Below are 18,315 nucleotides of genomic sequence, written 5' to 3'. Positions count from 1 at the left end.
AAGCCGTACCCACATTGGTCTGGACATGTTCATGCGCCGTCAATAATCTGGAGTTGGTCTAGACCGGAGATCCATCGCACCACCCCTGCGCGCAGCAGAGCCCCCAGAACATCCCCCACGTTCTCTAGGAGCGACACACCATGCGGAAAAGGGCAAGCGCGGCCGTTATCGGCCTGGCGATCGCCGGCGTCTCCATGTTCGCCACCAGCAGCGCGAGCAGCCACGGCTACACCGACTCCCCCATCAGCCGCCAGAAGCTGTGTGCCAACGGCACCGTCACCGGCTGCGGCAACATCCAGTGGGAGCCGCAGAGCGTCGAGGGCCCCAAGGGCTTCCCGGCGGCAGGACCGGCGGACGGGAAGATCTGCTCCGGCGGGAACGGCACCTTCGCCCAGCTCGACGACCCGCGCGGGGGCAACTGGCCCGCCACCCAGGTCACCGGCGGCCAGGGCTACAACTTCCGCTGGCAGTTCACCGCCCGGCACGCCACGAGCGACTTCCGCTACTACATCACCAAGGACGGCTGGGACTCCACCAAGCCGCTCACCAGGGCCGCTCTGGAGTCGCAGCCGTTCATGACGGTGCCGTACGGGAACCAGCAGCCCCCGGCGACCCTGACCCACCAGGGCACGATCCCCACCCAGAAGTCCGGGAAGCACATCATCCTGGCCGTCTGGAACGTCGCTGACACCGCCAACGCGTTCTACGCGTGCTCCGACGTGAAGTTCTGATCCCTGACGTCCTGAGCTGAGGGGCCCGTCGTCGCGGGCCCCTCAGCGCGGCTCGGCGCACGAAAGCGCGGTGGGCGGTTCCCGTCATCCGGAAACCGCCCACCGCGTCGTCTGTGCGCCGTCAGGGACTCGAACCCCGGACCCGCTGATTAAGAGTCAGCTGCTCTAACCAACTGAGCTAACGGCGCCTGCTGACTCGAAAATAATACCTGGTCCCCGAGGGTGCTGACGACAGGCGCCCGCGAGGCCCCGGCGAGGGTGCGGCGGCCGGTTCAGAGGGCCATCGACAGCAGGAGCGGGGCCGCCCCGCGGTTCAGCGTGTCCGCCGCCGACCGCAGCCGGTGCGCGTCCTCGATCGGGAGGGACAGCGCCAGGCACCCGGCCGACGCCCCGGCCGTCAGTGGCACCGCCGCGCAGACGGTGCCCACCGCGTACTCCTGGATGTCGAGCACCGGGACCGTCGCGGGCTGGCTGTCCAGCTTCGAGAAGAGCACCTTCTCGTTCGTGATCGTCCGCGAGGTGAGCCGGGCCGTACGGTGCCGGGCGAGGTGGTCGCGCCGGCCGTTCTGGTCGAGCTGGGTCAGCAGGCACTTGCCGATCGCGCTGGCGTGCCCCGCCGAGCGGAAGTCCACCCACTCGTTGACCGCAGGCGTGCGCGGGCCGTCGGCCACCTGGGTGATCCGGATCTCGCCGTCGACGTACCGGCTGACGTAGACCGCGGCGCCGACCGAGTCCCGTAGCCGCGTCAGCGTCTCCTGGAGCCGTGCCTCCACCGCCCGGCGCCGGGTCGCTCCTGAGCCGAGCTCGGCGAGCGACGCCCCGACGACGTAGGCGCCGTCCGCGATCTGCTCGACGTACCCCTCGCGGCGCAGGGTCAGCAGCAGGGAGGCGAGGTGCCCGAGCGGCAGCCCCGTCTCACGGGAGAGCTGTGCGTCGGTCACGCCGGCGCCGTGGGTGGACACGGACTCCAGCACACGCAGCGCGTACTGCACCGAGTGGAACGGCGCCTTCGGCTCGGGCTTCAACGCCACGGTTCTCCCCCACCAGGTTGTGACCTGCGCCAGACCACCACGATAGCGGTCACCGGCGCACTACGGAGGGGGCGTTGACGAGTTGTCCCGGGGTGCCCCGGAGGTGTCGTCCGGGGCACCCTCCGGATCGCACCGGATCGCATATGCCAAGGTCATGGCCGAGGCGTCGGCGCGGAGGTCGGAGCACCGCGTCGAGGCCGGAGCACCGCGTCGAGGTCAGAGCACCGCGTTGAGGAACTCCCGCGTCCGTTCGTGCTCCGGGTCGGTGAAGATCTTCTCCGGGGTCCCGGACTCCACCACCCGGCCCGCGTCGAACATCAGGACCTTCTCCGAGACGTCCCGGGCGAAGTTCATCTCGTGCGTCACACAGAGCATGGTGATGTCGGTGTTCCTGGCGATGTCGCAGAGGAGTTCCAGCACGCCCGCCACCAGCTCCGGGTCGAGCGCCGAGGTCACCTCGTCCAGCAGGAGGATCTCCGGGCGCATCGCCAGCGCGCGGGCGATCGCCACCCGCTGCTGCTGGCCGCCGGAGAGCTGGGAGGGGTGGGCGTCGACCTTGCCGGCGAGCCCGACCATGTCGAGCAGCTCGCGGGCGCGGGTCTCCGCCTCCTCCCGCTCCATGCCCAGGACGTTGACCGGGGCCTCGGTGATGTTCTGGAGCACCTTCATGTTGGGGAAGAGGTTGAACTGCTGGAAGACCATGCCGATCTTCTTCCGGGACTCCCGCAGCTGCTTCTCGCCCGCCGGCTTGAGCGAGCCGTCCGGCTTGCGGGTGTGCGACAGCGGCGAACCGTCCACCCAGATCACCCCGCCGCTGACCTTCTCCAGCGTCATCAGCAGCCGCAGGATGGTGGTCTTGCCGGAACCGCTCGGGCCGATCAGCGTGACGTGCTCGCCGCGCTTGACGGTGAAGTCCAGTTCGTCCAGGACCACATGGTCGCCGTACCGCTTGACGACCTTGTCGAAGCGGACCAGCGGCTCCACGCCGGTGGTCCCGGGGGCCGGAGCCGAGTCGGCGGGCTCCTTCAGGGAGGCAGAGTCAGTGGCCAAGGCGCTTCTCCAGCTTTCTCATCAACAGCGACGTCGGGTAGCTCGCGACCAGGAAGACCAGCCCGGCGAGCGTGAACACCTCGGTGTACGCGAAGTGGTCGGTCCCGTACTTGCGGGCCTCGAAGACCATTTCCTGGACCGTGATCACGGCGAGGAACGGGGTCTCCTTGAACATCGAGATGGCGTAGTTCCCGAGGGCGGGCAGCACGTTGCGGACCGCCTGGGGCAGGATCACCGCCTGCCAGGTCCGCCGGGGCGGCAGCGACAGCGCCCGGCAGGCCTCCCACTGGCCCTTGGGCACCCCGTCGATACCGGCCCGGTAGACCTCGGAGGTGTACGTGGCGTAGTGGATGCCGAGAACGACGATGCCGATGGTCAGCGGTTCCACGGAGGTGAAGACGGCCGCCGCGCCGACCAGTTGGACGAGCAGCGGGGTGGCGCGGACGAACTCCATCACCGTCTTGACGGGCACGCTCACCCACCGTGACGGCGCCCGCCCGGCCACCGCGATGGCCAGTCCCAGCACCGCCGCGACGAGCGTACCGAGCACGGTGGCCAGCAGGGTGACCCGGAATCCTTGGAGCAGCACGGGAAGCGAGTCCCTGACGGCGTCCCAGTCGAACGTCTGGCTCACCGGGTACCTCCGGCTGTGGCGGCGGACTCCGCCGTACGGGTCTTGAGCAGGCTGCCGGCCCCGGGATGCAGGCCGAGCCGCCGCTTGGCGGTCCGCTCCAGCAGGTTCATCAGCAGGGTCAGCGCGTAGGCGAGGACGAAGTAGGCGACCAGCAGCAGCAGGTACGAGACGAGCGTCTCACCGGTGAGGCTGCGCACGTGCTCGACCGCGGTCATCAGGTCGGCGGCGGAGATCAGCCACAACAGCGGCGTGGCCTTGAGGAGTTGGATCAGCAGGTTGGTGAAGGACGGGATCATCTGCACCCAGGCCTGCGGCATGATCACCTTCCGCATCCGGTGGAAGGGCGTCATGTTGAGCGCCACGGCCGCCTCGTACTGGGCGCGGGGTACGGAGTTGATCGCCCCGCGCACGATCTCCGAGCCGTACGCGCCGTAGTTGAGGCCGAAGGCGACGACGCCGCAGACCAGTGGCGTCAGTTCGTACCCCGTCAGCTGCGGCATCGCGTAGTAGAGCCAGAAGAGCTGGATGTAGAGCGAGGTGCCGCGGAAGAACTCCACGACGACCCGGGAGACGCCCCGGACAGGCAGCAGCCTGCTGCCCGCCATCAGGCCGAGGAGGAAGGACAGCAGCAGGGCGAGCAGGGAGCCCAGGACCGTTGCCTCGACCGTCACCCACAAGCCCGCTCTGACCTGCGGGAACTCATCGAGGAGGGTGGAGAAGAAGTCACTCATAGGGTCTGGTTCGCCCCCGTCAGCCCTTGCACAGGTCGGCGGTCTTCAGCGTGGCCGGCGGGATCTCCGTGGCGCCGAAGCCGTAGGCCTCCAGGAGGCCCACATAGCGGGACTTGTCCGCGGTGATCTTCTTGAGCTCGCGGTTGAAGGAGTCGCGCAGGTCCTCGTTGCCCTTGCGGAACACCGCGCCGCCCGGGGAGAACTGCTGCTGTCCGTCCAGCTCCGGTACGAACGCCTCGGTGACCTCGGTCTCCGGGTTGGTCTTGGCGAGCCAGCGCAGCGAGATACCGGTGAGCAGGAAGGCGTCCACCCGGCCGCCCTTGACCGCGTCCGCGCCGTCCTGCGGCTTCTGGAGCGTCTTGATCTTGCTCCCGGATATGCCCGCGCCCTTGGCGTACGAGTCCTCGACGGCGCCCGACATCACGCCGATGACGGCGCCGGCCGCCTTCGCCGACGCCAGGTCGGTGATCTTCTTCGGGTTGCCCTTCTTCACCATCATCGCGGTGGGGGAGATGAACTCCGGGTCGGAGAAGAGGGCGTTGGCGCAGCGCTCGGGCGTGATGGCCATGCCCGCGCTGACCACGTCGTACTTGCCGGCCTGGAGACCGGGGATCAGCCCGTCCCATTCGGAGAGCGTGGGCTTCAGCTCGTCGACGCCCAGCGCCTTGAAGATCTCCCGGTGCAGGGTGGGCGCCTCGCCCTTGAGGTCCTTGCCCTCCATGTAGCCGTAGGGGGCCTCGTTCGCGTACGCGACGCGGACGAAGCCCTGCTTGCGCAGCTTGTCGAGGGCGCCCTCGCCGTCCGTGGAGCCGGCGTCGGTCTTGCTGCACGCGGAGAGCAGACCGGGAACGACGAGCAGTCCGCCCACGGCTGCCGATCGGTTGAGGAAACCCCGGCGGGACAGATTCGGGAAGTCAGCCATGGTTCGCAATCTCCTGGAGGGCTCGGACGGTCCGGACAGGGTGAGCGCCTGCCCGATCCCCTGCGTCTATGCAGCGAGCCCGGTCCATGTAATCGAACAGTGGCCGGAGGGTGACCTTCCCGTGTCTCGTCACGGGCGGAGCGCGACGGGAGGTGCGCGGGGCGTATTCCCCCGGCACCATCGGCCCGTGACTGCCCGTTATGGCTGGTTCTGCGGGGTCGATGGGGAACCGTGACGTATGTCCCCGGTGGGGGAGGGGGACGCTTTCCCGGGTGCCCGGTCTCCGGGGGCGTAAACAGACCGGTTCCCGTGTCCGTGTACGGGCGGTCTCCGGGGCGGCGGCCGCTGAGGGACCCGGTCTCCGGCCGCGGACCGGCCGCGATCCGCCCTGCGGCGGGCGGCTTCCGGAGCGGCGGGGGGCGACCGTCGGAGGAATACTTGAGGCAGGCAGGGGCAGCGGAGACAGGGCGCCCATGAAGGGCCGGCGGGACATCCGGACACACAGGAAGGATGGACATGACGACCGTAGGACTTCTCTACCCGGGCCATGCCGCGGAGGACGACTTCCCGCGGATCGAGGTCATGATCGACAGCGACATCAGACTGCCGCTGTTCCACACCGTCACCGACGGGGACTCCCGGGGCGTCGAGGCCCTGCGCGCGGCCGGTGAACCCGAACGCCTGGCCGCCGGGGTCGAGGAACTGCGTATGGCCGGGGCCGAGGCGCTGATCTGGGCCACCACCGGCGGCAGCTTCGTCCGGGGGTGGGACGGCGCCCACGACCAGGTCGCCGCCCTGGCGCGGACGGCGGGCCTGCCCGCGTCCAGTACCTCCTTCGCCTTCGCCCACGCCGTACGCGAACTCGGCGCGACCCGGGTGGCCGTCGCCGCCACCTACACCGAGGACGTCGCCCCCCTCTTCGCCGAGTTCCTGGAGGCGGCGGACCTGGAGGTGATCACCACCGAGAGCGCCGGGGTCGCCACCGCGGACGAGGCGGCCGCGTGCGACGCCGAGCGGGTGAAGGAGCTGGTGGTGGCCGCCGACCACCCCGACGCGCAGGTGGTCCTGATCCCGGACAACGCGCTGCGCACCGCGGCGTACATCCCCGAGCTGGAGGAACGCCTGGGCAAGCCGGTCCTCACGGCGAACCAGGTCGCCGTCTGGGAAGGGCTGCGGCTCGCCGACCGCCGGGTGTGGGCGCCCACCCTGGGTACGCTCTTCGCGACCCGCGAGCCCCCGCCCGGGATCGACGAGCACCGGGGCATCGAGGTACGGGAATGACGCGCACGGGGCATCAGGCGTGACGCGCACCGCCGGCCGGAGATGAGCGCCGGGCGCGGGCGCCGGGCCCAGGGGCCGTGAACGGGTGCGTGGAGCAGGCGCCGGGAATAAGCGGAGTCATCCTCCTGTTGGGGTCCTTCGGTACCCCAGACGCACCACCGGAGAGGCCCGACACGTGGACGAGAACCGAGGCGACGAAGCGAACCGAGGCGGCCGGATCCGCGGCACCGCGGGTGGGACGGCGTCCGTCCCCCTGTCGGTACTGGACCTGGTGACCGTGGGCGCCGGCCGCACCGCGAGCCAGGCCCTGCGCACCAGCGTGGACATCGCGCGGCTCACCGAGCGCCGGGGCTTCCACCGCTTCTGGGTGGCCGAGCACCACTCGATGCCCGGTGTGGCCTCCTCGTCGCCCGCCGTCATCCTGGCGCACCTGGCCGCCCACACCGAGCGCATCCGGCTCGGCTCCGGCGGAGTGATGCTGCCCAACCACGCGCCCCTGGTGATCGCCGAGCAGTTCGGCACCCTGGAGGCCATGGCCCCGGGCCGTGTGGACCTCGGACTCGGCCGCGCCCCCGGCACCGACGGCGCCACCGCCGCCGCCCTGCGGCGCACGGACCGGCTCAACGAGGGGGCCGACGACTTCCCGCAGCAGCTGGCCGAGCTGACCCGCTTCCTGGACGACGACTTCCCCGACGGGCACCCCTACGCCCGTATCCACGCCGTCCCCGGGCCGGTCCAGGCGACCTCGCCCGGTGGCGTCCAGTCGCCCGCCCGGCCGCCCGTCTGGCTGCTCGGTTCCTCCGGTTTCAGCGCCCGGCTGGCCGGTGTTCTCGGGCTGCCCTTCGCCTTCGCCCACCACTTCTCGGCCCGCAACACCGTCCCGGCCCTCGACCTCTACCGGGAGTCCTTCACCCCGTCCGCCGTGCTCGACGCCCCGTACGCGCTGATCGGCGTCTCGGCCCTGGCCGCCGAGACGGAACGCGAGGCGCGCCGCCAGGTGCTCACCGGGGCCCTTTCGATGGTCCGGCTGCGCACCGGGCGTCCGGGGCTGGTCCCCACGCCGGAGGAGGCCGAGGCGTACGACTTCAGCCCCATGGAGCGCGAGTTCGTCGACAGCTGGCTGGCCGACGTCGTCCACGGCACCCCGGACGAGGTGCGCGGCGGACTGGACGCCCTGACCCAGCGCACCGGCGCCGACGAGCTGATGATCACGGCCAACGCCCACGGCGGTGACGCGCGACTGCGCTCGTACGAGCTGATCGCGGACGCCTACGGCCTGCCCGACCTGGGCTGACCGCCGGGCGGGGCCCGGGTCCCGGGTGGCCGGCGGTGATCCGTGACCCGTGGGCTCAGCTCCCCGGGGGCCGGGAGCCGATCAGCTCCGCGATCCGTTCCGGGGTCACCGCCCGCGAGTACAGCCACCCCTGCCCGGTGTCACAGCCGATCCGCCGCAGCCGCTCCGCCTGGCCCGAGGTCTCCACGCACTCCGCGGTGACCGTCAGGCCCAGGCGGTGCGCCAGTTGCACCATCGCCTCGACGATCGTCTCGTCGGCCGGGCTGGAGCGGTTGCCGTCGTCCTGCCGGAATCCGCGCACGAAGGAGCCGTCCAGCTTGAGCACCGACACGGGCAGCCTGCTCAGATAGGCCAGGTTGGAGTAGCCGGTGCCGAAGTCGTCGATCGCGATACGGACCCCCATGTCGCTGAGCGCCTGAAGCACCCGCAGGGGACGCCCGGCCGAGCCCGTCACGGCCGACTCGGTCAGCTCCAGCTGGAGCAGGCCGGGCGCCAGACCGGTCTCGGCCAGCACCTCCGCCACATCGGCGACCAGGTCGGAGTCCCAGAGCTGGCGGACCGCGACGTTGACGCTGACGAACAGCGCCGGTTCCGCCGGGTGCTCCAGTTGCCAGCGCCGCGCCTGCCGGCAGGCCGTACGCAGCACCCACCGGCCGAGCTGGACGATGGTGCCGTCCTCCTCGGCGATCGGGACGAACCGGTGCGGCGCCAGCATCCCGAACCGCGGATGGTTCCAGCGGACCAGCGCCTCCACGCCCCGTACGACCTCGTCGGCCATGCCGACCAGCGGCTGGTACTCCAGGGTGAACTCACCGCGCTCGACGGCGGCCCGCAGGGTCGCGGAGAGCGCCTGCCGGGTCATCCGGTGGGCGTTGCGCTCCGGGTCGAAGAGCGTCCAGCGGCCTCTGCCGTCCGCCTTCGCCCAGTACAGCGTGGTGTCCGCGGCCTGCATCAGGCCGGTGGGGGTGGCGTCCGCCGCCGCCCGCTCCACCACCCCGATCGACGCGGAGACGGAGAGCCGCTGACCGCCCACGTCGAAGGGCCGTTCGAGCGCGCCGAGCACCGCATCGGCCAGCTCGGTGAGCTGGTGCGCACCGGCCGAGTCCTCGACCAGGATCGCGAACTCGTCACCGCCCAGCCGCGCCACCAGGTGGCCCCCGGCGCGGTGGTGGCCGTCGGCGTCCGCGCAGTCGGTGAGCCGGGTGGCGACGGCGGCCAGCAGCCGGTCGCCGACGTGGTGTCCCAGGGTGTCGTTGACCGCCTTGAAGCCGTCCAGGTCCAGGTAGCAGAGGCCGATCCGGCCGTTTCCGGGAGGCGGGTCCTTCTGGAACGGCGGGGCCTCCTGGAACGGCGGGGTCTCCTGGAAGGACGGGGCCTCCAGCGCGGTCGTGAGGCGTTCGAAGAAGAGCGTGCGGTTGGGCAGCCGGGTCACCGGGTCGTGCATCCGCAGATGACGCAGCCGCAGGTGAAGTTCGTGTCGGTCGCTGACGTCCTCCACGGACAGCAGGGCGTTGCCCGGCCCCTCGGCCGGGTCCGCCATCGGGACGACGGTGACCTCGGCCCACAGGGAGCGGCCGTCGGGGTGCTTCAGTCGACGGGTGCAGCGGAGCCGGGACCGCGTACCGGCCAGGACCTCGCCGTACGCCACCTGGCTCCGTCCGTCCGCCGCGAGATCCACCAGGTCGGCGGCGCGCCCGCCCCGCAGCGCGTCGGGGCCGGTGCCGAGCAGCGAGGCCAGCGCGTCGTTCACCCGGACGACCTGACCGCGGTGGTCCACGACCGCCATCGGGAGGGCCGCCGCACGGAACGCGGCGCGGTAGTCACGCAGCTCGCCGGAACCCTCTTCGTCACGCTCGGTGACCATCGGTGGCCCGGCGCGGGGCGGCTCGCCCGACTCGGGCGCCGGCCCTTCGGAGGTTCCGCTCACCGCTCGCTCCCGCTGTGCAGATTGTCGTGAACAGATGTGGCCGGCCTGGGGGCAGCGTGGGGGGACGCCGTGCCGGAGGCGGAAACCACACAGGAAAGCGAGGTGAAGCATAGAGGGTGGCGCCTCAGGCGTACCAGCGCGGCCGCCGTTTCGTGGTGGCGGCACGACCGGTCGCACACGCATGGCCCTACGTCGGGCGCGTGGACGCCGTCTCTCGGTTTGCCCGCTATTGATCGGTCCTGTGAACACCTGGTGAATTGCGTTGTTCGCCTGACTGATTGTGACGTTCCGTGAGCGCTATGGCTGCGGAGGTCACCCCTCCGGCTGACCCGTGTGGGGCAGCACAACGAGGCGTGCGGCATCGGCCCGGCACAGGGTGGTGGAACGGATCCCGCAGTCGCCACCGGAGGTTCACGTGCCGCGTCAGCACAGACACGGGAGAGCGGGGCGGTCCGGTCCGCGCAGGGCCGCGGCCGCCCTTACCTCCCTGCTGGCGCTCGCGGCCACCGGGCTGGTCGCCGGGCCCGCGGCGGCGGCCCCACGCGACGCGGGCCCCTGCGCGCTGCCCCGCACCCGCGCCCACCACTCGCTCGGTCTGGACACCTGGAACACCGCCTACCCGCGCCCCGACCACGACCTGGACGCGGTGATGGTCTTCCTCTCGTTCCCGGACTCGGAGCCCGTGGTGTCGCCCAAGGTGCTGACCGCCGACCACTTCCCCTCCACCACCCGCTTCTTCCAGCGCGCCTCCTACGGCGCGTTCACCCTGCGCGCCCACCCGCAGAGCCGCTGGGTCGAGATGCCCCACCCGTCCACCTGGTACGGGATACAGCGCGACTGGGGGTCCGAGCGGCGCGGCGCCTATCTGCACGACGCGATCAAGGCCGCCGACGACCAGGTCGACTTCTCCCGGTACGACATCGTCTACCTCGTCGCCGACCCGGACGCGCCCGGTGTCGACTCCGACGCCACGAAGGTCGTCAACTTCGACCGGCCGGTGCGCGTCGACGGCACGGACATCCGGCGCGTCGTCACCGTCTTCGAGGAGCACCCGCCCGACCGGAACGTCCTGGCCCACGAGACGGGCCACGTCTTCGACCTGGCCGACCTCTACCACCGGCCGGAGGACGGCAAGGGCGACTGGGACACCTACGTCGGCGACTGGGACGTCATGGGCAGCCAGTTCGGACTGGCGCCCGACCTGTTCGGCTGGCACAAGTGGAAGCTCGGCTGGCTGGGCGGCGACGAGATCGTCTGCGTCCAGGGCAGCGCCGACCTCACCCTGGTGCCGATGGCCGAGGAACCCGTACGCGGCGGATCCAAGGGGACCCGGCTGGCGGTCATCAGGACCGGCACGGACAGCGCGCTCGCCGTCGAGGCCCGCAGCGCCACCGGCAACGACCGGACGACCTGCGCCGAGGGCGTCCTGATCTACCGCATCCACAACGCCACCCCGTCCGGCGGCGGGCCCGTCGAGGTCCTCGACACCCACCCCGACTCCGACGCCTGCTGGGACCGCTCGGTCTACCCGCCGCTCGCGGACGCCCCGCTCCGGGAGGGCGAGCGGTACACCGTGCCCGGTGAACACACCCGCGTGGAGGTCGCGGGCCGGACGCCCTCCGGCGCCTGGACGGTACGGATCACCACGGGAGCCTGAACCGGGGCATCCGCCCGCACACGAAGAAGCCCCCTCGCGTCCGCGAGGGGGCTTCTTCCGTCTGTGCGCCGCCAGGGACTCGAACCCCGGACCCGCTGATTAAGAGTCAGCTGCTCTAACCAACTGAGCTAGCGGCGCCTGCTGACGTCGTAGACATTAGCACCCGGATCGGCGGGAGGAAAAATCGAATACCCGGTGGTGGAGGGGGCCGCCGAGCGGCTCACCCGCACACAGGCCCAGAGCAGCACATCGGGCCCCGGCAGCCAGGGGGCACGGGTGTCGGGCGCGACCAGCCAGCGCGGCCCGCCGGTGCCCGGACCGGCGACGAGCGGTGGCACCGTCACCGCGTCGCCCGTGCCGTGGCAGAGCAGGGCGGGCAGGGACGCCGGGTGCACACGGGAGGTGCCGGTGCCCCATTCCTCCCAGGTCAGCAGTGAGGGCAGCCGCTGGGCGGTCCCGGGGGCGGCGAACAGCAGCAGCCGGCCGCGGTGCGTGGCCACCGGGCCGGAGCCGGGCCCCTCCGCCCAGAGCCGCTCCAGCATCCGGCGCCCGAAGAGCGCGGGCACGTTCACCACGTCGAAGGACGAACCGCACGGCAGGACGCCGGGGGCGGTGGGGTGCGCCTCCCACCGCGCGAGGGTGCTCCGCGGATACGGGGAGGCCCCCGCGAGCCAGGCCGCGCCCGACGCGGTGACCTGGGCGGCCCGGTCGCCCGCCCGCTCCCGGGCCCACTCGTCGGCCCGCCCTCCCGTCCGGCCTCCGGCCCGGCCGCCTGTCCGCTCTCCGGCCCGGTCGTCCGCCTGGTCCGTGAGCCGTTCGCCCGCCCGGTCCCTGAGCCGGTCGCCGGTACGGTCCCCGCTCGGGTCGTCGGTGCCGTCCCGCAGCGCGGCGAGGATGCCGGCGACGTGGTGCGGGGCGGGGGTGTCACCGGGGTGCAGGGTCGTTTCGTCTCTCAGCCAGGCGGTCATGACGACAGGTCTACCGGTAGTGACGGCCCTGTTTCCGAGAGTTGTCGAAAGCGGGGCGAGGCGCGCCGGAAGCGGGTATCTTGCGCGGCGGCATATGCCACGGGTGTACCCGGAGTGACGGACGGGGCGGACGGTGCCGCGTGCGGCCCGTGCGCGTCCGGTGGGGACGTGCGCGGACGGTGCGGCGGGCCGAGGACGGTCGGGACGAACGCGGACGGTGCGGCGGGGCCGAGGGTGGGGCCGGTGACCGAGGGCCGGGCCGGGGCTGGGGCCGGGGGCCGGCGTCGGCGGGGTCAAGGGCGGACGTCGTCCAGCAGGGAGCGGCCGAACTCGATCATCTTCTTGGCGTAGTCCTCGGTCCACCCCGCCCGATCGGCTATCTCCGCCGGGGTGATCCGGTCGAACCGGCGCGGGTCGGCCAGCTGGGCGGCGGCGACGGCCTGGAACTCCACGGCCCGGTCGGTCGCGGCCCGGAAGGCGAGGCTCAGCTCGGTCGAGCGCGCCAACAGCTCCTTGGGGTCCTCCAACGACTCCAGGCCGAAGAAGTGCTCCGGATCGGCCACCGCCTCCGACGGCTCGAAGAGCAGCGGTGCGGGACGCAGCCTCTGCCGCTCGTTCCGTTCGGGTTGTGCCATGGGCTGATTCCTTCCTCGCGCGGCCGGACGGCCACCTTCCATTGTCGCGCCTGGCGCAAGAGCGCTTCCCCGGAACCGGGCCCATGATGCGCGGATCACGCCGGAACCGGAGTCACGGGGGAGGACAGGTGGTGGATCGTGTGCTCTGTGCATGACCGGCCGCCGCCAGGCCCAAGGCCCCGTCGAGCGTCAAGGCCGCCACGTGACCCGGTGTTCGGACAGGTGGGCCAGGACGGCGTGGTTGGCCTCCCAGCCGTCCGGGAACTTCACCGTCACGCCCAACTGGACCGGTTCCGTGGACGGGTGCTCGTCCAGCAGGTCCGCCACCCCCGCGCGGCACACCACCACGCACGCGTGGCGGTGCCGGGAGGCCAGCACGCACAGGCGGCCCGTCTCCAGGTGGAAGGCCGTCGCGTCCGGGCGCCCCGACAGCGGGTGCAGGAACACCGTCACGTCGAACTCGCGTCCCTGGAGCCGGTTCGCCGTGTCCACCGTCACGTCCGCCACCCCCAGCTCCGCCAGGGCCGCCCGCACCGCCGCGGCCTGGTCGCGGTGGGCCGTGCCGACCGCCACCCGGTCCGGCGTCACCGGGACGGGGTCCGGGCCGCGCTCGCTGGTCGCCGCGCCGCCCCGCTCCAGGAGTCTGCGGACCACCAGGGCCACCGCCCGGACCGCCTCCGGGTCGGTGCGCGGGGTGTGGCGGGCCGGGAGCTCCAGCAGGCCCCAGCCGGACTCCGCCGCCTCGTCCAGCACCCGGTCCGGGCCCGAACCGTCCGAGGGCACGCCGAACGACAGCCGCCGGTCCCCGTGGTCCGTGCCGCTGCGGAAGGGGGTGTACGGGTAGAACGCGTCCGACACCAGCGGCGCCGCCGACGCCGGGAGCCGCCACGACACCGGAAGCCGGTGCTGCGGCAGCTCCGGATTGTGCGCCAGCAGCGTGGTGACCGCGCTCGCCGACGGGTCGTACGCGAGCCCGGCCCACTGGTCCGCGCCCACGATGGAGAACGGGTCCAGCTGACCCGGGTCCCCGACGAACAGCGCCCGCTCGAACAGCCCGGCCACGGCGAGCAGCGCGTCCGACCGCATCTGGTACGCCTCGTCGACGATCGCGTGCCCCCACGGCTCCACGTTCTTCACATGGGCCCACTTGGCCGCCGTGGACAGCACGATGTCCAGACCGGCCAGGTCCGCGGCCTTCGCCGACGTGCGGACGTTGTCGAGGCCGTCCAGGACCTTGTCGTAGGGGTCCGAGTCGCTGCTGTGCAGCCGGCCGACCGGCAGCTCCGGGGCCTTCTCGGCCAGCCGCACCACCAGGTCGTCCACCTGCGCGTTGGTCTGCGCCACCACCATCAGCGGCCGGCCCGCGGCGGCCAGCTCCAGCGCGGCGCGCACCACCAGCGTGGACTTGCCGGCGCCCGGCGGGGAGTCCACCACCACGCCCCGCGCCGCGCCGCGCAGGGTGTCACCGAGGATGGCGTCGGTCGCCCGCGCCGCGGCGGCGGACGGGTCGGTCACGGTGGTCACAGCAGGTCCTCCGCGGTCACGGGATCGGGCTTCTCGGCATCCTCGGCCGCCCCCGGCGGGCCGCCGTGCGTCCACGGGGTGTTCTCCGCGTCCGGCAGCGCCGGACCGCCCCGCTGGTCGTGCTCGAACAGCGTCCAGGCGATCCGCTCACCCGGCTCCGGCACCGAACCGGGGGCCGGTTCCCTGCCGCGCCCCATCCGGTCCGTGATCCGCAGGACGAGCGCGCTCTCCGCACCGGCGGGGCCCTCGGCGGCGTACCCCACGAACTCGGCGGTCTGCGGCTTCCCGTCCAGCGAGCGGTAGACCTTCGTCCGCTCCCCGAGGTGCGGGCGCTCGTCCGTGCGCACCGTGACCAGGGGGCGGGGCGAGGGCCGCTTCGACTCGGTGTACGTCATCTCCACCTCCGCCACCTCCCCGAGGAACGCCTCGCCCGCCAGCCGCCGCCCCGCCAGCACCAGCGGGTCGTCCAGCGCCTCCTGGGCCTCCAGCTGCGCCTGCGCCGTCTCGCGCGCGGCCAGCTTCCGGGCCGCCGTCACCGCGTCGTCGCGGCGGGGCTGCGGCGGCTCGCCCGCCCGCACCCGGTCCCGGTGCGCCGTGAACGACCACCGGTCCCGGGTCCAGCGGTCCTGGGACCGGGCCCCCTCCGGCAGCCCCCGCGTCAGGTCGAGCCCGCGCCACACCGCGTCCCAGGTCGGCCGCATCACCGCGGCCAGCAGCGACCGGATCTCCCGCTCGGCCCGGCTCAGCTCACCGAGCCGGGCGTCCGCCGTGAGGCCGTCCTCGGCGGCGGCCAGCGCCACCCGCGCCCGGTCGTACGCCTCGATCGCGGGCGCCAGCAGCCGGTTGTCGAACGCCGGGTCGGTGGCCGGACCGGCCGGGGGACAGAGGAGCTGGCCCGCGCCGTCCCGCGCCAGCTCGGCGCGGAACGCCGCCTCGGCCCCGGACTCGCCGGGCGGCGGATCGATCCAGGCGAGCAGCGCGCCGAGGTGCTGGTCCTCCAGGCTGCTCTGGCCCGTCGCCCAGTGCCGGTTCAGCAGGTCCGTCGTGGCCAGCAGCAGCGAGGAGCCCGGCACCCGGGCCCGCTCCCCGTAGTGCGTCAGCCAGCGGCCCAGCAGCGGGACGCGGGCGGGCGCCGGATACGGGGTGTCCGGGTCGTCCTCGGCGGTCCGCCGGAACCGCATCGACCGCCCGAGCAGCCGTACGAAGTCGATGCCGGCCCGGCTCGGCACGACGAGCTGGGCCGCGTCCGCGCACAGCTCCACCTCGACCTTGGTCCTCCTGCCCGTCTCCGGGTCCACCTCGCTGCGCTCGGCCGGCTCGACGGCGTCGGCCGCGGACTCGATGTGCGGCAGCACCGCCTCGGCCAGCTCGGCCAGGAACGCGAAGCGCAGGTCGCGGTCGCGCGGCTGGGCGACCGCCAGCAGCCGGGGCGCGTCGCGGTCCGTGCCGACGAGCGCCCCGAGCGGCGCGCCCGCCTCACCGGCGGTGGTCAGCGGCACCAGGACGAGCGGTCGGCCGGTCAGATGGCGGTGGCACACGGTGGACAGCGGCTGCGCCCGGCCGCTGTCCACCGCCTCCAGCCGGGCCAGGGTCGTGATCAGCGACACCGCGCACCCCCGTCGTCCGCTGTCTCCAGGGCCTCCGCCGTCTCCAGGGCCTCGGCCCGCAGGGCGGCGGCCCTGCGCAGGGCCGCCACCGTCGGGTCCGCCGGATCGCCCTCCTTGCCGGACGCGGCCGCGAGCACCCCGGCCACCGTCGTCAGACCGCCCAGCTCACCGCGCACACCGCGGCCGAGCGTCTCCACCGCCCCCTCGGCCCGGGACCTCGCCCGGCAGTGGAAGGCCAGCTCGCAGGCGGACAGGCACTCCGGGGCGTAGGCGGCGGGGACCGCCTCGACGGCGGTGTCCAGCTCCTGACGCGTACACCCCGGGTCGAAGGTCGCGCCGTCGGGAAGGGCCGCCGCGATGTCCTCGATCCGGGTCAGCCGGGTCAGCTGACGGCGGGTCACCGCGCGCTGCTTGCGTACGTCCACGACCGAGGCGGTCGGCAGGTTCGAGAAGTCCTTCGGGCAGACCAGCAGGACGCGGTGTCCCACCTGGGCCCCCTCGGTCACCGACGCGATCCGCTCCAGCGCCAGGACGTAGACCGCGGACTGACGGGCCGCCGCGCCGACCTTCGCGGCGTCCGCCGACGCGTCGATCATGGGGAACGACTTGATCTCGACGACCGTCCAGGTGCCGTCGGGGTGCACCACCACCGCGTCCGGCTCCAGATACACGGGCGAGCCCGCCACCTCCAGGGCCAGCATCGGATGGTCCAGCAGGGTCCAGCCGTCCGACGCCGTGGCCTCGCGCAGCGCCAGTGCCGTGCGGGCCGTGCGGCCCTCGGGACCGGCCGCCGTCAGATCGGGCAGCACGGCCTCACCGGGCGCGTCCGCCCCGGCGCCGAGCCGCTCGAAGAGCAGCCGCAGCAGCTCCGTGCCGCCGTCGGCCTTGACCTTCGCCTCGAAGGCGTTGCCCCGGACCAGCGCGAACTGCGACTGCCCGAACGGGGCCGGGGAGCCGAGCGCGGTGGCCACCGCGGCCTTGTCGACCCCCGCGCCGTCGAGCAGGGCGCGCCGTCTGCACCCCGGGTTCGCGGCGAGCGCGGCCAGGGCGCGCGCGTCCAGCGGGTGCGGTGCGACGGACGGACCGCGCAGCTCAGCGAGCCGCTGCCGGAGCGTCGTCGCCGGCGGTCGCGGGGCCGGCGGCCGGGGGGCCGTCGGCTGCGCCGGAATCTGCGGAGGCGGTCCGCTGGCCGGGGATTCGCTCACCCGCGGAAGTCTTCCATCCGCCACTGACAATCGTGGAACCCGCGGGGGGAACGGAAGCCGGGAGCCGGGGGAGGAGCGCCCCCACCCGGTCCTTGATCCGGTCGGCGATCCGCATGACCGGCCTGGCCAGCAGGGCTCCGAGCCCCATCACGGCGGCCCCGGCGACGGCGTCGAGGAAGTAGTGGTTCGCGGTGCCCATCACCACGAGCACGGTGAGCAGCGGGTACGCCACGCCCACGGCCCGGACCAGCGGGTGGCGGCCGTGCCGCCACAGCAGGACGCCGCACCACAGCGCCCAGCCGACGTGCAGGCTGGGCATCGCCGCGTACTGGTTGGTCATTCCGCTGAGCCCGCGCGGGGCGCTCGCGCCCGTGCCCCACCAGCCGTACTGGCTGTACTGGGCCATCGTGTCCACGAACCCGTGCCGGGCGTCGAGCAGCCGGGGCGGGCAGGTCGGCATGAGGGTGAAGCCGACCAGCCCGAGCAGGGTGGACGTCATCAGCCAGGTCCGGGCCGCGCGGTAGACGGCGGAGCGGCACCGGAAGACCCAGACCAGGACGGCCGGGGTGACCACGTAGTGCAGGGAGGCGTACGCGAAGTCGGCGGGTATGCCCAGCGTCGCGTGCTCGGTCAGCAGCCGGTTGAGCGGGTGCTCCGCGTTGAGGTGCAGCGCCTGTTCCAGGCGCAGGATGGCCAGGCCGTGTTCGACGGCCGCGGGTATGTCCTCGTGGACCAGGAGACGGCCCAGCGAGTACAGCCCGTACACCACCGCGATCAGTGGGAGCTCCGTCCACCAGCGGGGCCGGTGGCCGGCCCGCGAGGTCGCGGCGGTGGCGTGCGGCATCCGGTGGCTCTCCCCTGGTTCATGCGGTCGACGGCGGGCGTTCAACCGTACGGTGGTCGTGGGCCGTGCGACCCGCCGGGGGCCTTCCCCCGCGGACCCGCGTGGCCGATGCCCCGGTGAGGGACGTCGGCGGCGCCCCCGGGGTTGCCCGGAGCGGCCGTGAGAGATGATGGAGCGGGCCCGCGCCGCACCGTCCCCCCGGCCGGTGGACGCCGTCGGCGCCCCCTCGCCGTCCCGGACACCGCTGTCCAGGACCCACCAGATCCTAGGGTCC

16 protein-coding genes and 2 tRNA genes are annotated in these 18,315 nt (G+C 72.9%); 4 read left to right on the top strand and 14 right to left on the bottom strand.

The genetic code is table 11. From position 1 onward, the window contains the following. Positions 1-140 precede the first annotated feature (140 nt). Complete coding sequence (locus B9S64_RS11180) at positions 141-731, top strand: lytic polysaccharide monooxygenase (RefSeq protein WP_103493185.1); 591 nt, start codon at positions 141-143, stop codon at positions 729-731. 114 nt (positions 732-845) lie between these two features. On the opposite strand, the gene B9S64_RS11175 is transcribed toward B9S64_RS11180, so the two are convergent. The 6 genes from B9S64_RS11175 to ehuB all read right to left on the bottom strand — a co-directional run bounded on the left by B9S64_RS11175 (position 846) and on the right by ehuB (position 5,099). Continuing rightward, positions 846-919 (bottom strand) — tRNA-Lys (locus B9S64_RS11175). Positions 920-1,003: 84 nt separating this feature from the next. Next, entirely contained in the window at positions 1,004-1,762 is a 759-nt protein-coding gene (locus tag B9S64_RS11170; protein WP_103493184.1) for an IclR family transcriptional regulator, read from the bottom strand. Between the two features lie 216 nt (positions 1,763-1,978). Further along, entirely contained in the window at positions 1,979-2,812 is an 834-nt protein-coding gene (gene ehuA / locus B9S64_RS11165) for an ectoine/hydroxyectoine ABC transporter ATP-binding protein EhuA (RefSeq protein ID WP_103493183.1), read from the bottom strand. Beyond that, positions 2,802-3,446, bottom strand: coding sequence for an ectoine/hydroxyectoine ABC transporter permease subunit EhuD (gene ehuD, locus B9S64_RS11160; RefSeq protein ID WP_103493182.1), 645 nt, complete (start codon positions 3,444-3,446; stop codon positions 2,802-2,804). The genes ehuA and ehuD overlap by 11 nt, the downstream gene beginning before the upstream one ends. Then, complete coding sequence (gene ehuC / locus B9S64_RS11155) at positions 3,443-4,177, bottom strand: ectoine/hydroxyectoine ABC transporter permease subunit EhuC (RefSeq protein WP_103493181.1); 735 nt, start codon at positions 4,175-4,177, stop codon at positions 3,443-3,445. Before ehuC ends, ehuD begins: the two co-directional genes overlap by 4 nt. Positions 4,178-4,196: 19 nt before the next feature. Further along, positions 4,197-5,099 (bottom strand): ectoine/hydroxyectoine ABC transporter substrate-binding protein EhuB, encoded by a 903-nt coding sequence (ehuB, locus tag B9S64_RS11150; RefSeq protein WP_103493180.1) that lies wholly within the window; start codon positions 5,097-5,099, stop codon positions 4,197-4,199. A 516-nt stretch (positions 5,100-5,615) separates the two neighbouring features. On the opposite strand from ehuB, the gene B9S64_RS11145 reads away from it, so the two are divergent. Both B9S64_RS11145 and B9S64_RS11140 read left to right on the top strand, forming a co-directional pair. Continuing rightward, positions 5,616-6,380: a decarboxylase gene (locus tag B9S64_RS11145; protein ID WP_103493186.1), complete on the top strand. Its 765-nt coding sequence runs from the start codon at positions 5,616-5,618 to the stop codon at positions 6,378-6,380. Between the two features lie 175 nt (positions 6,381-6,555). Continuing rightward, positions 6,556-7,674, top strand: a complete 1,119-nt coding sequence (locus B9S64_RS11140; RefSeq protein ID WP_103493179.1) for an LLM class flavin-dependent oxidoreductase — start codon at positions 6,556-6,558, stop codon at positions 7,672-7,674. Between the two features lie 55 nt (positions 7,675-7,729). Here B9S64_RS11140 and B9S64_RS11135 read toward each other — a convergent pair whose 3' ends face one another. Next, on the bottom strand, positions 7,730-9,601 hold the full coding sequence (locus tag B9S64_RS11135) for a bifunctional diguanylate cyclase/phosphodiesterase (RefSeq protein WP_103493178.1): 1,872 nt from the start codon (positions 9,599-9,601) through the stop codon (positions 7,730-7,732). Positions 9,602-10,016: 415 nt separating this feature from the next. On the opposite strand from B9S64_RS11135, the gene B9S64_RS11130 reads away from it, so the two are divergent. Next, positions 10,017-11,258 carry a M6 family metalloprotease domain-containing protein gene (locus B9S64_RS11130; protein ID WP_103505263.1) on the top strand — a complete coding sequence of 414 codons (1,242 nt, stop codon included), beginning with the start codon at positions 10,017-10,019 and terminating at the stop codon, positions 11,256-11,258. Positions 11,259-11,322: 64 nt separating this feature from the next. Here B9S64_RS11130 and B9S64_RS11125 read toward each other — a convergent pair. The 7 genes from B9S64_RS11125 to B9S64_RS11095 all read right to left on the bottom strand — a co-directional run bounded on the left by B9S64_RS11125 (position 11,323) and on the right by B9S64_RS11095 (position 18,041). After that, a tRNA-Lys gene (locus B9S64_RS11125) sits at positions 11,323-11,396 on the bottom strand. Next, positions 11,387-12,226, bottom strand: a complete 840-nt coding sequence (locus B9S64_RS11120) for a bifunctional DNA primase/polymerase (RefSeq protein ID WP_258037909.1) — start codon at positions 12,224-12,226, stop codon at positions 11,387-11,389. The genes B9S64_RS11125 and B9S64_RS11120 overlap by 10 nt, the downstream gene beginning before the upstream one ends. A 293-nt stretch (positions 12,227-12,519) precedes the next feature. Continuing rightward, the gene (locus B9S64_RS11115; protein ID WP_103491949.1) at positions 12,520-12,861 is read right to left on the bottom strand and encodes a hypothetical protein; all 342 of its coding nucleotides are present in this window, start codon (positions 12,859-12,861) and stop codon (positions 12,520-12,522) included. A gap of 189 nt (positions 12,862-13,050) precedes the next feature. Beyond that, positions 13,051-14,385 carry an AAA domain-containing protein gene (locus tag B9S64_RS11110; RefSeq protein ID WP_103491950.1) on the bottom strand — a complete coding sequence of 445 codons (1,335 nt, stop codon included), beginning with the start codon at positions 14,383-14,385 and terminating at the stop codon, positions 13,051-13,053. Beyond that, positions 14,382-15,992: a hypothetical protein gene (locus B9S64_RS11105; RefSeq protein WP_109492033.1), complete on the bottom strand. Its 1,611-nt coding sequence runs from the start codon at positions 15,990-15,992 to the stop codon at positions 14,382-14,384. Before B9S64_RS11105 ends, B9S64_RS11110 begins: the two co-directional genes overlap by 4 nt. Next, complete coding sequence (locus B9S64_RS11100; protein WP_109492032.1) at positions 15,983-17,197, bottom strand: hypothetical protein; 1,215 nt, start codon at positions 17,195-17,197, stop codon at positions 15,983-15,985. The genes B9S64_RS11105 and B9S64_RS11100 overlap by 10 nt, the downstream gene beginning before the upstream one ends. Then, positions 17,085-18,041, bottom strand: a complete 957-nt coding sequence (locus tag B9S64_RS11095) for a phosphatase PAP2 family protein (RefSeq protein WP_103489218.1) — start codon at positions 18,039-18,041, stop codon at positions 17,085-17,087. The genes B9S64_RS11100 and B9S64_RS11095 overlap by 113 nt, the downstream gene beginning before the upstream one ends. Positions 18,042-18,315: the final 274 nt, after the last annotated feature.

Source organism: Streptomyces sp. SM18 (assembly GCF_002910775.2).
In the GTDB taxonomy this organism is placed as follows: domain Bacteria; phylum Actinomycetota; class Actinomycetes; order Streptomycetales; family Streptomycetaceae; genus Streptomyces; species Streptomyces halstedii.
The sequence above is the reverse complement of the archived record's forward strand: the minus strand, read 5'-3'. Positions and strand labels throughout refer to the sequence as shown.

Coding starts and splice junctions, on each gene's coding strand:
- B9S64_RS11120 (WP_258037909.1), bottom strand. CDS start 12,226: ATGACCGCCTGGCTGAGAGACGAAACGACCCTGCACCCCGGTGACACC.
- B9S64_RS11115 (WP_103491949.1), bottom strand. CDS start 12,861: ATGGCACAACCCGAACGGAACGAGCGGCAGAGGCTGCGTCCCGCACCG.
- B9S64_RS11145 (WP_103493186.1), top strand. CDS start 5,616: ATGACGACCGTAGGACTTCTCTACCCGGGCCATGCCGCGGAGGACGAC.
- ehuC (WP_103493181.1), bottom strand. CDS start 4,177: ATGAGTGACTTCTTCTCCACCCTCCTCGATGAGTTCCCGCAGGTCAGA.
- B9S64_RS11095 (WP_103489218.1), bottom strand. CDS start 18,041: ATGCCGCACGCCACCGCCGCGACCTCGCGGGCCGGCCACCGGCCCCGC.
- B9S64_RS11180 (WP_103493185.1), top strand. CDS start 141: ATGCGGAAAAGGGCAAGCGCGGCCGTTATCGGCCTGGCGATCGCCGGC.
- ehuB (WP_103493180.1), bottom strand. CDS start 5,099: ATGGCTGACTTCCCGAATCTGTCCCGCCGGGGTTTCCTCAACCGATCG.